Annotated in this window: 17 protein-coding genes and 1 pseudogene; 11 read left to right on the forward strand and 7 right to left on the reverse strand. The window is 70.5% G+C overall.

The annotated features are described in order from the left end of the window. Positions 1–590 precede the first annotated feature (590 nt). On the reverse strand, positions 591–713 hold the full coding sequence (locus tag H0H10_RS40425) for a hypothetical protein (protein WP_262506220.1): 123 nt from the start codon (positions 711–713) through the stop codon (positions 591–593). 285 nt (positions 714–998) lie between these two features. Between H0H10_RS40425 and H0H10_RS01485 the strand changes: the two genes are divergently transcribed. The 7 genes from H0H10_RS01485 (at position 999) to H0H10_RS01515 (ending at position 4,699) form a co-directional block, all read left to right on the forward strand. Next, complete coding sequence (locus tag H0H10_RS01485) at positions 999–1,430, forward strand: Fur family transcriptional regulator (protein ID WP_223179224.1); 432 nt, start codon at positions 999–1,001, stop codon at positions 1,428–1,430. An 8-nt stretch (positions 1,431–1,438) separates the two neighbouring features. Next, positions 1,439–1,645, forward strand: coding sequence for a hypothetical protein (locus tag H0H10_RS01490; protein WP_223179233.1), 207 nt, complete (start codon positions 1,439–1,441; stop codon positions 1,643–1,645). 12 nt (positions 1,646–1,657) lie between these two features. Then, positions 1,658–2,671 carry a CobW family GTP-binding protein gene (locus H0H10_RS01495; RefSeq protein ID WP_188178946.1) on the forward strand — a complete coding sequence of 338 codons (1,014 nt, stop codon included), beginning with the start codon at positions 1,658–1,660 and terminating at the stop codon, positions 2,669–2,671. Continuing rightward, the gene (locus H0H10_RS01500) at positions 2,668–3,699 is read left to right on the forward strand and encodes a WD40 repeat domain-containing protein (RefSeq protein ID WP_188178947.1); all 1,032 of its coding nucleotides are present in this window, start codon (positions 2,668–2,670) and stop codon (positions 3,697–3,699) included. Before H0H10_RS01495 ends, H0H10_RS01500 begins: the two co-directional genes overlap by 4 nt. Beyond that, the gene (locus H0H10_RS01505; RefSeq protein ID WP_188178948.1) at positions 3,696–4,100 is read left to right on the forward strand and encodes a (2Fe-2S) ferredoxin domain-containing protein; all 405 of its coding nucleotides are present in this window, start codon (positions 3,696–3,698) and stop codon (positions 4,098–4,100) included. The genes H0H10_RS01500 and H0H10_RS01505 overlap by 4 nt, the downstream gene beginning before the upstream one ends. 4 nt (positions 4,101–4,104) lie before the next feature. Further along, positions 4,105–4,455 carry an ArsR/SmtB family transcription factor gene (locus tag H0H10_RS01510; RefSeq protein ID WP_188178949.1) on the forward strand — a complete coding sequence of 117 codons (351 nt, stop codon included), beginning with the start codon at positions 4,105–4,107 and terminating at the stop codon, positions 4,453–4,455. A gap of 100 nt (positions 4,456–4,555) precedes the next feature. Then, positions 4,556–4,699, forward strand: a complete 144-nt coding sequence (locus H0H10_RS01515; RefSeq protein WP_188178950.1) for a hypothetical protein — start codon at positions 4,556–4,558, stop codon at positions 4,697–4,699. A gap of 277 nt (positions 4,700–4,976) precedes the next feature. Here the strand turns inward: H0H10_RS01515 and H0H10_RS01520 are convergent. Both H0H10_RS01520 and H0H10_RS01525 read right to left on the reverse strand, forming a co-directional pair. Then, a pseudogene (locus tag H0H10_RS01520) lies at positions 4,977–5,342 on the reverse strand (ATP-binding cassette domain-containing protein); the annotation flags it as partial. A gap of 11 nt (positions 5,343–5,353) precedes the next feature. Beyond that, positions 5,354–6,292, reverse strand: coding sequence for a metal ABC transporter solute-binding protein, Zn/Mn family (locus H0H10_RS01525; RefSeq protein WP_188178951.1), 939 nt, complete (start codon positions 6,290–6,292; stop codon positions 5,354–5,356). A 27-nt stretch (positions 6,293–6,319) separates the two neighbouring features. On the opposite strand from H0H10_RS01525, the gene H0H10_RS01530 reads away from it, so the two are divergent. Then, positions 6,320–6,544 carry a hypothetical protein gene (locus H0H10_RS01530; RefSeq protein ID WP_223179225.1) on the forward strand — a complete coding sequence of 75 codons (225 nt, stop codon included), beginning with the start codon at positions 6,320–6,322 and terminating at the stop codon, positions 6,542–6,544. Here the strand turns inward: H0H10_RS01530 and H0H10_RS01535 are convergent. Both H0H10_RS01535 and H0H10_RS01540 read right to left on the reverse strand, forming a co-directional pair. After that, a complete protein-coding gene (locus H0H10_RS01535) occupies positions 6,541–6,936 on the reverse strand; it encodes a (2Fe-2S) ferredoxin domain-containing protein (RefSeq protein WP_188178952.1) in 396 nt (131 codons plus the stop codon). The genes H0H10_RS01530 and H0H10_RS01535 overlap by 4 nt on opposite strands. After that, positions 6,933–8,912, reverse strand: coding sequence for a heavy metal translocating P-type ATPase (locus tag H0H10_RS01540; protein WP_188178953.1), 1,980 nt, complete (start codon positions 8,910–8,912; stop codon positions 6,933–6,935). Before H0H10_RS01540 ends, H0H10_RS01535 begins: the two co-directional genes overlap by 4 nt. 133 nt (positions 8,913–9,045) lie before the next feature. Here H0H10_RS01540 and H0H10_RS01545 point away from each other — a divergent pair, with 133 nt between their 5' ends. Next, positions 9,046–9,489 (forward strand): ArsR/SmtB family transcription factor, encoded by a 444-nt coding sequence (locus tag H0H10_RS01545; protein ID WP_223179226.1) that lies wholly within the window; start codon positions 9,046–9,048, stop codon positions 9,487–9,489. 337 nt (positions 9,490–9,826) lie between these two features. On the opposite strand, the gene H0H10_RS39505 is transcribed toward H0H10_RS01545, so the two are convergent. Further along, the gene (locus tag H0H10_RS39505) at positions 9,827–10,042 is read right to left on the reverse strand and encodes a transposase (RefSeq protein ID WP_373566783.1); all 216 of its coding nucleotides are present in this window, start codon (positions 10,040–10,042) and stop codon (positions 9,827–9,829) included. A 59-nt stretch (positions 10,043–10,101) separates the two neighbouring features. Between H0H10_RS39505 and H0H10_RS01555 the strand changes: the two genes are divergently transcribed. Further along, positions 10,102–10,296, forward strand: coding sequence for a hypothetical protein (locus tag H0H10_RS01555; RefSeq protein ID WP_188178959.1), 195 nt, complete (start codon positions 10,102–10,104; stop codon positions 10,294–10,296). A 308-nt stretch (positions 10,297–10,604) separates the two neighbouring features. Beyond that, positions 10,605–12,290 carry a ribonuclease J gene (locus H0H10_RS01560; protein ID WP_188178954.1) on the forward strand — a complete coding sequence of 562 codons (1,686 nt, stop codon included), beginning with the start codon at positions 10,605–10,607 and terminating at the stop codon, positions 12,288–12,290. A gap of 145 nt (positions 12,291–12,435) precedes the next feature. Here H0H10_RS01560 and H0H10_RS01565 read toward each other — a convergent pair whose 3' ends face one another. Beyond that, a complete protein-coding gene (locus H0H10_RS01565) occupies positions 12,436–12,924 on the reverse strand; it encodes a GNAT family N-acetyltransferase (protein ID WP_188178955.1) in 489 nt (162 codons plus the stop codon). Between the last annotated feature and the right edge of the window lie 620 nt (positions 12,925–13,544).

Below are 13,544 nucleotides of genomic sequence, written 5' to 3' on the forward strand. Positions count from 1 at the left end.
CGTAGCACCCGCCTTCCCGTGCGGGTGTACTCGATACGCCGGGCGACACGCGGTGCCGCCGGGAGCCCGCTCATTCCCGGCCATGCACCCTGGAGACCGACGTCGCTGCCGCTGAGGAAGTGCAGGAGCGCGGGGCCTGCCATGACGAGCCCCTCGGCGAACGCGTACGCGTCGATGGCGAAGGAGTCACCGCCCGTCGGCGCGGCCCTGGCGCACTGGGCCAACACGTAATCCTCGTCGGGATGGCGGCGCCCGTGGGGTGTGCCTGCGACGACGATGCGAAGCTGTCCGCGTGCATGTGGACTGGGCCGCCGTCGGTGGACGTGCGTACGCGGTCCGGGTACAGCCAGCGCAGCCTCCGACGAGAGCCCGAACGCCGTCTAACCGGCGACGGATGGGGCAACGGCTCCTCCAACGGCACGGGCGGAACGGGCACGGCGGACGACGGTTCATCCGGCATCGGAGCAGCCGATGCGTCCCCGGCCCGCGGTTCCTCAGACAGCGACGGTTCAATGGCCTCGACGGGTGCCGGAAACGCCGTACTTCTGGGCGGCACCGCAACGGCGCTCGCGGGACGGCCTTCGCCGCCGTCACGCCCAGGCGCCGAAGACCGGCCCCGCATCCACCTCGGAGGCCCAGACCACCGCCGGCCGGGTGGGCAGTGCGACCAGGACCACGATCGGGCCCATCGCCTTGTCCAGGATGACCGCCACGAGTCGGCGAAGCCGAACAGGCTGATCAGCAGGGTAGCCGGACCGCCTCACCACCCAGGCCGTTCATTCCGCCCAGCATGCCAATAGCCACTCCCGCCCGCGCCGGCTCCGGCCGCACCCAGGCACCGTCCACGCACCCGGCAAGCCCGCCGAACGCAGCGATGCATGACATCTGATTCATATGGATATGGATTTCATTTTCATTTAGCTTGGGTGCAGCGTTCGACGAGTGCCAGGAGGTGATCTGCCGTGGGCGGCCGGACCACCCGGCAACGAACGGCTGTCATGCGTGCGCTTGCGCGCCGCCAGGACTTCGTGTCCGCGCAGGAACTGCACGCCCTGCTCGTCACGGACGGAATCCGCATCGGCCTGACCACGGTCTACCGCGCCCTGCGCGACCTGGAGGCGTCGGGCGGCGCCGACGTCGTACGCGACGAGGCCGGCGAACGGCTCTACCGGACCCGCCCCGCCGACGGCCACCGCCACTACCTGCTGTGCCGCGCCTGCGGTCGCAGCCGCCCCGTGGACTCGGACGTCGTGGAGGAGTGGGCCGGGCGGATCGCCGCCGACACCGGCTACGCCGCGGTCGAGCACACCGTCGAACTCACCGGCATCTGTGCCAACTGCCAGCCCTCCGGGGACGAAGGAGAACCGCCATGCCACCACTGGGAGCGCGCCCCGGAAGCCGCGGGCCGAGCCCGCAGCTGCGCGAACTGAAGGAGACCGTGCGCGCCCTGCTCGGACTGGACGACGACACTGCCGTGATGGTCCGTCAGCTCGCCTGCACCGAGCCGGGCTGCCCACCGCTCGAGACGGTCGTCGCCGTGCTGCCCATGGACGGCCGGGCCCACCGCTGGACGCTGTACCGGCCCGCCGACCAGATCACCGAGGACGACCTGCGGGCCGCCCTCCTGACCGACCCACAACACTGACAGGAGCCCGACTTGACCACCCCCGACGCGCGCGACGAACGCGTCCCCGTCACCGTCCTGACCGGCTTTCTCGGCTCGGGCAAGACCACCCTGCTCAACCGCGTCCTCACCGAGAACCACGGAATGCGGATCGCCGTCATCGAGAACGAGTTCGGCGAGGTGGGCATCGACGACGCGCTCGTCCTCGACGCCGAGGAAGAGATCTTCGAGATGAACAACGGCTGCATCTGCTGCACCGTGCGCGGCGATCTCATCCGCATCCTCGGCGCGCTGATGCGCCGCCGCGAGCAGTTCGACCACATCCTCATCGAGACCACCGGGCTCGCCGACCCGGCACCGGTCGCGCAGACCTTCTTCATGGACGACGAGATCGCCTCCCAGTTGCGTCTGGACGCCATCATCACGCTCGTCGACGCCGCCCACGTGCTCCAGCACCTCGACGAGGTCAAGCCGGAGGGCGTGGAGAACGAGGCCGTCGAGCAGATCGCCTTTGCCGACCGGGTCGTCCTCAACAAGACCGACCTGGTGGACGAGGAGACCGTCGCCGAGGTCGAGACACGCATCCGTGCCATCAACGCGCCCGTTCAGATCCTGCGCGCCCAGCACGCCCAGGTGGACCTGCGCAAGGTGCTGGACGTGGGAGCGTTCGACCTGGACCGGGTCCTCAGGGAGGACCCGTCCTTCCTCACCGAGACCGAACACCAGCACGACACCACCGTCACCTCGGTCGGCATCGACGTCGACGGTGAACTCGATGAGGACCGTCTCAACGCCTGGCTCGGCAATCTGCTGCGTACCAAGGGCGTCGACATCTTCCGCTCCAAGGGCATCCTCGCCATCGCCGGAGCCCCCGAGCAGTACGTCTTCCAGGGCGTGCACATGCTCCTGGTCGGCGAGTTCGGCCGCGCCTGGCGCGAGAGCGAGCCGCGCCGCAACCGACTGGTCTTCATCGGCCGCAACCTCGACCGCGACGAGCTGGAGCGCGGCTTCACCGGCTGCCTGGCCACCGCTGGAGCCGCCGCGTGAGCCTCACCGTCGACTCCGACCTGACCGTCGCCTGGGACATCACCATCGACGACGCCCCGGTGACACTCACAGCGCGCGACGACCTGGTCGCCGTCGCCGGCGCTGAGGGCACCGTCAAGGTACTCGACGCCGCGATGGGCGCCGAGATGGGGGCACTCGACCTGCCCGGCGGGGCACTGCGCACCGAACTCGCCCCGGACGCGGGCAACTTGGCGGTCTCCGGCGCGATGGGTTACGCCCTGTGGCGGCGCAAGGACGGGCATACGACCGTACGCGAGTCCGGTGCCTGGTCGGCAGCAGCAGCCTGGGCCGATCACGAACGGGTGGCGGTCGCCTCCGGCCGCCGCGCGCTCGTCCTGGACTCCGGCGGCACCGAGTTGTGGCGCACCGAGCCCGCCGCGTCGACCGTCACCGACCTGGCCTGGATGCGGCAGGGGAGGCGTCTGGCCGTGGCAGCGTACGGGGCCGTGCGCTGCCACGAACGCCACACCCACAAGCCGGTGGCCACCTACCCCTACGTCGGCTCGCACCTGGCACTGGCCGTCGCACCGACCGGCAAGTGGATCTGCAGCGGCAACCAGGACGCCTCCATCCACATCTGGCGCACCCGCGACGGCAGCGAGCTGACCATGTCCGGCTACCCCGAGAAGGTCTCCCGCCTCGCCTTCGACGACACCGGCTTCTGGCTGGCCGCCGACGGCGCACCCGACGTGACCGTCTGGGACTTCTCCGGCAAGGGACCGGCCGGCACCGCGCCGCGCCAACTGCGCTGCCACGAGACGATCACCGCGCTGACCTGGCGACCGGGCCCGGCCGGCCATCTGGCCAGCGGCGGCCACGACGGCACCGTAGCTCTCTGGTGCGCCACGGCGGGTCGGCCCCGGACACGTCTGAGCCCGGTACGTGAACTGGACGGGCACGGCTCGGCCGTCGCGGCGCTGTCCTGGGCCGGCCCCCATCTGCTGATCGCCGCCTGGCGCGACGGCCGTATCAGGGCCTACGGCGTGCCCTCCCGGACCGCCCTGTGAACCGCTCCCTGATCCAGGCCGCGAACCGGCCCTGCACCCTCGTCGTGTGCCGGGGCTGCTGCTGCGGCAACCCGCGCAAGCACCCCGGCACCGACCACACATGGCAACTCGACCGGCTGCGAGCCGCAGCCGTCGGCTCGGGCGGCCGGCTCGCCGTCCGCACGACGGACTGCCTCGGCCCCTGCGACCAGGCCAACATCATCGTCGTCCAGCCCTCCACCGCCGGCCGCCGTGCCGGCGCCCGCGCCGTGTGGATCGGTTTCGCCCTGGACGACGACTGCACAGACGACCTGCTGAACTGGGCCGCCGCCGGCGGGCCAGGCGTCGCCGAACCACCGACCACGCTGACGCTGCAGTTCGTCCGACCGCCCCGGGAGGCACGGGCCCGTGCACGCCGGTGAATCCGTGCAAGCCACGGGCGGCCGCGACACCATCGCGGCCGCCCGCCTCGATGAAACCACCGCGACGTCCGTCGCTGCCACGCTCCAGGCACTGGCCACCCCCTCCCGGCTGCTGATCCTCACCACCCTGCGGCACGCGCCATGCTCCGTCGGCGACCTCGCCGCCGCCGTCGGCATGGAACAGTCCGCCGTCTCCCACCAGCTGCGCCTGCTACGCACCCTCGGCCTGGTCACCGGCCGGCGCGACGGCCGCCGCATCGTCTACACCCTCTACGACAACCACGTCGCCGAACTCCTCGACCAGGCCGTCCACCACATCGAGCACCTGCGCCTCGGCGTACGTGACATCGATTGAGCCGACACAGCCGGCCTCCGGCGCGTAGTCCCGCCGGGAGGGCGTTGGCCGCCGGGCCGCCGCACACCGACGCCGCCCCACCGGCGTGGCCCGCGTCGACATGGCCGGACCTGAAGACGACATCCGACGTTGGTGCGGCGGAACGCCCCGCGCTCTGCTCACCGTGCCCGGCATCACCGGCCTGCTGCGGGTCGAGATCGGCTTCATCGATGCGACCACCCTCACGCTCGGTGGCACCGCCTGAGCCCACCTGTGCCGTCCAGCGTGACATGGCACCGGCCTCATGTGCCCCTGGAACGTGTCCGGACGGGGGCGCGTCAGTGGGCTGGCCTGGCTCGGGCGCGGTTCTCGCGACTCTCCATTGCCTGGTCCGGTAGGCGCCCACGAGCCTGCACACCATGTAGATCGTGAACGAGATCGTGGTGACGTAAGGACTGATGGGGATCCTGCTGCCCAGGGCCGGCAGGATGCCGCCCTCGATAGAGATCATCGCGAACACCGTGCTCAGCAGGGGCAGCAGCACCGGTGCCGTGCCCGTCGATGCCGAAGCGGACCAGGTCCCGGGCGCGCAGCATCGCGTGCGCGGACAGCGTCGTCTGCTGCGGGACGTAGCCGATGTGCCGGCTGCCCTTGCGGGGTGGGCGGCCCAGGACCCTCAACGTGCCGGCAGACAGCTGCCGCTGGCCGAGCAGAGCGCGTACGAAGCTGGTCTTGCCCGACCCGTTCGGCCCGAGCACGGCCAGGAACTCGCCCGGCTGTACGTCGAGATCGAGGCCCTGCCACAGCACGCGCTCGCCATAGGACAGGGCCGCACAGCGCAGACTGATCACCGCGGCGCCCGCGCCTTGGTCTTCGGTCGTGTTCTCCCGGGCACGCAGTACGGACATGTCGGGACGCCTCACTTGTCCAGTGCGCTCGCCAGCGCGTCGGCATTGGCGGTCATCCAGCCGAGGTAGTCCTTGCCCTCGGGCAGGGTCTCGGTGACGGGGACGACCGGAATTCCGGCGGCCTTGGCCGCCTGCCGGACCTTCTCGGTCTGCGGGCCGGAGGTCTGCTCGTTGAAGACCAGCGCCCTGACTTCTCTGTCGGTGAACAGCGCCAGGGTCTCCTGCAGGGTTCTCGGGGAGACGTCGTCGCCTTCCTCAATGGCCTCGCTGAACGCCGCAGGCGTCGCGTTCTCGAGCCCGCCGGCCTCGATCATGTACAGCGGCACGGGCTCGGTGACGGCCACCGCCTCGCCGCCGTGAGCGGTCCTGATACGGGTTTCCTTCTGCTCCAGCGGCTTCAGCTTCTCCTTGAAGTCCTTCGCGTTCTCGGTGAAGGTGGCTGCCGCGTCCGGGTCGGCCCTGGCCAGGGCGGCCGCGATGCGGTCGGCAAGCCGGGCCGCCGTGGGGAAGTCGTACCAGACGTGCTCGTTGAGCTCGCCGCCCGCCGGGGCGGTCTTTCCGGAGACCTCGACCGCATTGATCACCTCGGCGGACGAGTCGCCGCTTCCGAGCATGCGGTCCATGAAGTCGTCATAACCGCCGCCGTTCTCGATGACGACCTTCGCCTTGGACAGCGCCAACCGGTTCAGGGTGTCGGCCTCGTAGGAGTGCGGGTCCTGGTCGGGGTCGCTGATGATCGAGGTGACCTCCGCCTTCCCGCCCCCGACCTGCTGCACCATGTCGCCGTAGACGTTCGTCGAGGCCACCACCGGGACGGCAGACGACCCGGTGGCGCTCCGCGCGGCATCGACGCCCCTTCCGGAATCCGACGGACTGCCGCAGTCCGCGAGGAAGACCAGGGAGACGCCGGTCATCAGCGGAGCCAGGGGCCGGGGTGAGGACGCACGCATGGAGGATCCCTCACCCACTCCTCCCATGTGGCGCTGGAGACCGCCGACATCGCCCTGGCCGGTAACGACCTGCGGAATGTCGCCGCTGTGGTGGAACTCAGCCGCCACACCCTGCACGTCGTACGGCAGAACTACGCCCTGTCCATCGGCGTGAACCTCGCCGGCCTCATCGCCGGCGCCGGCGGCTCCATCAACCCCGTCCTGGCCGCCGTGCTGCACAACACCAGCAGCATCGCCGTCGTCACCAACTAGCCCTCGACGGCCCGTCGTACGCGCCGGGACGGGCCGAACTCGTACAGGTCGAGGATGTCCGGCGGTTCGGCGAGGCCCGGTCCGCCGGAACGCACCCACGCCACGATGTCGCCCGTCGCGTCAGGGTCGTTGACCAGGCCGAGCCAGACCGGCCGCCCGCCTGCGGCCCGCCCGGGTGAAGACGGCTGTACGACGATGACGTTGGCCTGCTCGCACGCGTCGAGACAGTTCACCGCCCGGACCTGGGCCACCGCCCCCAGTTCGGCCTTCAGCACGGCGATTTGGGCGGCGTGATCGGTGCCGGGTACCTTGGCCGTGCCGCAGCAGCACCCCCGGCACACGGTCACCGTGCACCGGGGTGCCGCCTGTGCGGGAGCCTTGCGGCGGCTCACTCGGCGGCCCGCTTCCAGGCCGCTTCGCGCAGCAGCCGCAGTCCGTTGAGGCCGACGATGACGGTGGAGCCCTCGTGGCCCGCGACGCCGAGCGGCAGCGGCAGGGTGCCGGCCAGGTCCCAGATCACCAGGCCGGTGATGAAGACTCCGGCGATGACCAGGTTCTGCACGACGAGCCTGCGGGCGCGCCGGGACAGGGCGATCACGGCGGGGACTGTGGAGAGTTCGTCGCGGACGATGACGGCGTCGGCGGTCTCCAGGGCGAGGTCGGAGCCCGCCCGGCCCATCGCGATACCGGTGTGGGCAGCTGCCAGCGCCGGGGCGTCGTTGACGCCGTCGCCCACGACCATCACCTTGCGGCCGGAGTCCTCCAGCTCTCGCACCGCACTCACCTTGTGCTGGGGCAGCAGCCCGGCCCGTACGTCCTCGATGCCGACCTCGGCGGCCAGGCGGGCGGCGGCGCGCGGATTGTCGCCGGTCAGCAGTACGGGTGCGGTTCCGGTGAGGGACGTCAGTGAGGTGACGGTGGCGGTGGCGTCGGGCCGCAGGCGGTCCGCAATGCCGAGCACGCCCACCGGCGTACCGTCCACCGTGACCAGGACCGCGGTCCGTCCGCCGTCCTCCAGCTCACCGACAAGCACCGCCGCGAGGGCGGAGTCCGCGTCCGTCGCCCCACGAAGGAGCCGCGCCGGGGCGCCGACCGCGACCACGCGCCCGTCGACGGTGGCTGTCACCCCGACGCCGGGCGTGGAGTCGAAGTCCTCTGCCATCGGCAGGGCGAGCCCGCGTTCGCGTGCCGCGTCCACGACGGAACGGGCCAGCGGATGCTCGCTCGGGTGCTCAGCGGCGGCCGCGAGGACGAGCAACTCACCCTCGTCCAGCCCGGAGCCGGCGAGCGGCCGGACGTCCGTGACCCGCGGCGTGCCCTCGGTCAGCGTGCCGGTCTTGTCGAGCGCCACCGCGTCGACCTGCCCCAGCCTCTCCATCACCACCGCCGACTTGACCAGCACACCATGCCGTCCGGCATTCGCGATGGCCGACAGCAGGGGCGGCATCGTCGCCAGGACGACCGCGCACGGTGAGGCCACGATCATGAAGGTCATCGCCCGTAGCAACGCATCGGTGAGGTCCGCGCCGAAGGCCAACGGGACGAGGAAGACGGCCAGCGTCGCCACCACCATGCCCAGCGAGTAACGCTGTTCGACCTTCTCGATGAACAACTGGGTCGGCGCCTTGGTCTCGGACGCCTCCTCCACCATCCGCACGATCCGGGCGACGACCGTGTCGGAGGCATCACGGTCCACACGGACGCGCAGGGCGCCGGTGCCGTTGAGGGTGCCCGCGAAGACCTCGTCGCCCCGCTCCTTGGCCACGGGCAACGGCTCACCCGTGATGGTCGCCTGGTCGACGTCGCTCGTCCCGTCGAGCACCCGGCCATCGGCACCGATGCGCTCGCCGGGCCGTACGAGGATGGTGTCGCCGACGGACAGCTTCTCCACGGCGACGGTCGCCTCGCTGCCATCGGCGTCGACGCGGGTGGCCGTGGCCGGTGCCAGATCGAGCAGTCCGCGCACCGAGTCAGCGGTTCGTGCCGTGGCCAGCGCCTCCAGCGCACCGGACGTGGCGAAGATGACGATGAGCAGCGCACCGTCCATCACCTGCCCGATCGACGCCGCCCCGAGAGCGGCGACGACCATCAGCAGGTCGACATCGAGTGTCTTCTCCCGCAGCGCCTGCAGGCCCGCCCACCCCGGCTCCCAACCGCCGGCCACATACGTCACCGCGTACAGCGGCCCCCACGTCCACACCGGAGCACCGGTCAGCTGCAGCGGCAGCGCGAGCAGGAAGAAGACGGTGGCTGCGGCGGCCCAGCGCGCCTCAGGCAGGGCGAGGACACGGGTACGGCGCCGGGGCGCGCCGCCGTCGCGCGGAGAGGTGGCCCGGCCGGGTGGGGCTGCGGTGACGGTGGAGGTCATCGGAGCGGAACTCCTTCACGAGGGCATGACGAGACAGCGGCCAGCCGGAATGCCGGCGCCACTCCTTCCACCGTACAGGACTACATGAAGACTCATTCATGCGTTCATGGGTTCCTTCCGTAGGATGACAACCATGGGCCATGGAGCTGACGCCAAGACCACCGCCACCGCGCGCGAGCGCCTCGAGACCGTGGGCGCCGCCGACGTGGCCGCCACACTCCAGGCTCTGGCCACGCCCTCCCGGCTGCGGATCCTGGCCCGCCTCCAGGAGGGCCCGTGTGCGGCGACCGAACTTGCCGACGCCGTCGGCATGGAGCAGTCCGCCTGCTCCCATCAGTTGCGTCTGCTGCGCAACCTCGGCCTGGTCACCGGCGAGCGTCGGGGCCGCTCGGTGATCTACGCGCTCTACGACAACCACGTCGCCGAACTCCTGGAGCAGGCCCTCTACCACGTCGAGCACCTGCGCCTCGGCCTGCGCGACGCGCCGGCCACCGTGGCCGGGGCTCGCTCTGTGCTGGGCAGGCGGCAGTCCGGCAGCGCCGCTACGACTGCCCCCTCGGGGCGCAGGCCGGCGTAGTACATGCCGACGAAGAACCAAACCAGCCGACGGCCGCGAGCCCGCCGGTAGGCGCGATGACTGCCCAACTCGTTGGAGCGCATGCCTCAGCACCCTGCGCTTGCGGCGCATCGTCCCACCGCCGCCTCACCACCGTCCAGCCTGGGGCGCGCAGCGACTCCAGCACATCACGCCCGGACCGGATCGTTCAGGTAGACCAGCGGCCGGGATGCCTTCGCCGCCCTCCCCGAGGGGCCACCCCCGGCAAAACCAGTCTGTCCTGCGCCGACCACTCCTGCCGCCCCGGCCCGGGTACGACAAAGGCCCAGTGGCGCAGGGCACGGCGCAGCAGTTGCCCCTACGGCCGGCCAGGAAGTTGCGCCTGGGTGCGCGGGTCGTGACGCAGCCGAGTGAACACGATGGGGTGCAGAGCGGCGTTGGCCTGGCGGTCGCCGCCATGGTTGAGCCGGCGCGAGGTTCGACGGCCCGAAGAGCACTCGACAGAACTGACTCTGCACAGAGCGGCGAAGGACGCCTCGGTGGTCAGCCGCTCGGGGTTGTCTCCCATCGGCATGAGGAGAGTGACGGCACTGTCCGGGCTCCGTTGCCCACCGGCATGAGCACCTGCGGGGCGTGGCGTTCGACGAGCCGGGTCAGGCCCTGGTTCAGCGCATCGATCTGCCCGGTGAGCTGTTCGATGCGCTGGGCCGGCTGGCTCAGGCCATGCGGGTGGCCTGGGCCCACGGCGTCCTCGTCGCCCCCGCCGTCTCGGTGGATTCACGCTTCAGCAGTGTCTTGATAGCGCGGCGTTCGTCCATGGCCTTGTAACCCTCGGCGACCTGTTCCACGGGCTCCGACGGCGCCGGCGAAGTCCTACCGGTTCAGCAGAGGTGCGCGGACGGAGTGCTCGCCGCCCGCGCGACCCGTGAAGCGACCCCGACACGCGCGGGCCGCAGCGGTCGCTGCGGCCGCGGCTGCCCTCTTGTCCTGGGGCTGGGGCAGCGGGCGGACGAGAGGGATGCCGACCTGAGCTTCAGTACGTCGTCATGGCCGCGGGTCGTATCGAGCGCTTGCTGAATCACACGGGCAACGGATCAATGGATCACCCTGTCCCGCTCTCCGGGTACCGTCAGGGTATGAGTCATCCGCACCCCGAGCTGAAAGCCGCCCCGCCCCTTCCCGAAGGAGGGCTGCGGGTCATCGCCCTGGGCGGCCTGGGTGAGATCGGCCGCAACATGACCGTCTTCGAGCACGCCGGCAAGCTGCTGATCGTCGACTGCGGCGTGCTGTTCCCCGAGGAGACCCAGCCCGGCGTGGACGTGATCCTTCCGGACTTCACCTCGATCCGGGACCGGTTGGACGACGTCGTGGCCGTGGTGCTCACCCACGGCCACGAGGACCACATCGGCGGCGTGCCGTACCTGCTGCGCGAGCGGTCCGACATTCCGGTCGTCGGTTCCAAGCTGACGCTGGCGTTCCTGGAGGCCAAGCTCAAGGAACATGGCATCCGGCCACGCACGGTGCGGGTGCGGGAGGGCGACCGGCGCGGCTTCGGGCCCTTCGACTGCGAGTTCGTGGCGGTCAACCACTCCATCCCGGACAGCCTCGCGGTCGCGATCCGCACCCCGGCCGGGATGGTGCTGCACACAGGCGACTTCAAGATGGACCAGTTCCCTCTCGACGACCGCATCACCGATCTACGTGCCTTCGCCCGCCTCGGCGAGGAGGGCGTGGACCTGTTCCTCACCGACTCCACCAACGCCGAAGTACCCGGCTTCACCACCTCCGAGCGTGAGCTGAACCCGGCGATCGAGCAGGTGATGCGCACCGCGCCGCGCCGCGTGATCGTCTCCAGCTTCGCCAGTCACGTGCACCGCATCCAGCAGGTCCTGGACGCCGCCCACCAGCACGGCCGCAAGGTCGCCTTCGTCGGCCGGTCGATGGTCCGCAACATGGGCATCGCCCGGGACCTGGGTTATCTGAAGGTCCCGTCCGGTCTGGTCGTGAGTACCAAGGAGCTGGAGAAGCTCCCGGACCACAAGATCACTCTGGTGTGCACCGGCTCCCAGGGCGAACCGATGGCCGCGCTGTCCCGGATGGCCAACCGCGACCACATGATCCGCATCGGCAAGGGCGACACCGTCCTGCTCGCCAGTTCCCTGATCCCCGGCAACGAGAACGCCATCTACCGGGTGATCAACGGACTCACCCGATGGGGCGCCCACGTGGTCCACAAGGGCAACGCCAAGGTGCACGTCTCCGGACACGCCAGCGCCGGCGAACTCGTCTACTGCTACAACATCGTCAAACCGCGGAACGTCATGCCCGTGCACGGCGAATGGCGCCACCTGCGGGCCAACGCCGACCTCGCCATCCGTACCGGCGTCGACCCCGACCGGGTCGTCATCGCCGAGGACGGCGTCGTCGTCGACCTCGTCGACGGGCGCACATCCATCACCGGCAAGGTCCCCGCCGGCAACGTCTACGTGGACGGCATGGAAGTCGGCGGCGCCACCGAAGCGTCCCTCAAGGACCGCCTCACCCTCGCCGCCGAAGGCGTGCTCACGGTGGTGGCCATCGTCGACGCGGACACCGGCGCCCTCGCCGAGGCCCCCGACTTCCTGGCCCGGGGATTCGTCCACGACGACGCCACCTTCGAACCGGTCATCCCCCTCATCGAGAAGACCCTGGCCACCGCGGCCGAGGAAGGCGTCGGGGACGCGCGCCAACTCGAACAACTCCTCGCCCGCGCCGTGGCGAACTGGGCCTTCCGCACCTACCGCCGCAAGCCCCTTATCATCCCCGTCATCATCGACGCCTGAGCCACAGCCCGGCAGCACGGCCCCCGGCCCCGGTCGTGGCCCCGCCGGCATGGAGGTCGGGCACGGGAGTCAGCAGCCACCCACGGCTCCTGCGCGGCGGCCACCACGCAGGCGCAGCCGGTGCCCTGCGAACCGGCACACCGCGTCATACCGAAGGAATGCGAAACTCGAATTCGGGACGGTCCCACGGCACGGCGGGCGGGTTCGCGAGCGCGGTCCCGATCCGCACCGCGCCAACGCGGTGATAGAAGTCCTCTGCGGGAAGATGCGACACGACCTTGACACGGTCCAGCCCAGCGGCACGGGCCTCGGACTGCATGTGGGCGACGAGCAGCCGTCCAATCCCCCGTCCCTGCGCTTCGTCGGCGACGAACAGCAGGTCGAGCTCCGATGCAGCGAGGACGAGCGAGTAGAACCCGAGGACCCGGTCTCCGTGCTCGTCGGCGCCTACGGCTACGAAGGCGCGGTGGGCCTCAAGGTAATCAGGCCCGACCCGGTAGCCCGCGACTGCGGCTGCGTACTTACCCGCGTAGGCGCCTGAGCCACGCACGAGCCGCGTGAGCCGTTTGGCATCCCGCGCAACGGCCCTCCGTATCGTGACCGGCTGGCTGATCGGGGAAGTGCGTGAACTCATCGGGAGAGTATTTCGCACCGGCGCGTGCCGTCGTGCGGCGGGTCGGCCGCTCGGGCAGGATTCCTGCACCGCTCCCGGGAACCACTCCTCCAAGCCCCGATCGACACGTCAATGCCGCCGAATCGGCCGCCCGCCAGCAGCAACTGGGCGCCCGGACCGCTGCGGAGGAAACCTGAGAACGGGGTGGTCGACGGCTGCTCTCCCGGGGCCTGCCGTGGCGTAGCAGAGCCGCAGCCTCGCGGGGACAGGCAGTGCCGCAGAGGCATCCGGAGACGTTGAACTTTGCGCCTGCAAACGGACGTCACGACTGCTTGCCGGAGTGAAGAGCCGCAGAACGCGCCCTCCGCCTCGAAGCGCCCTGCTGGAGCCGGCGACGGCAACCAGGGGACAAGTCCCTGTCCGAGCAGCTCACCATATGCCCGAGTTCGACGCAGCGTAGCCAGCACCAAGTCAGCACGGGAGTCAGTACCGCACCGTCAAATCACCCCTAACCACACATCCCGGCCAGCGCTCGTCTCGGCCTCCTCCAGCCCACTGAACCAGCCCTCCGTAAGCCGGCATGGTGGCCGCGCGCATACCCAGTCCCCGAACTATGGTGCCCCGCCACATGTGCCCCTGAC

Source organism: Streptomyces griseicoloratus (assembly GCF_014534645.1).
In the GTDB taxonomy this organism is placed as follows: domain Bacteria; phylum Actinomycetota; class Actinomycetes; order Streptomycetales; family Streptomycetaceae; genus Streptomyces; species Streptomyces griseicoloratus.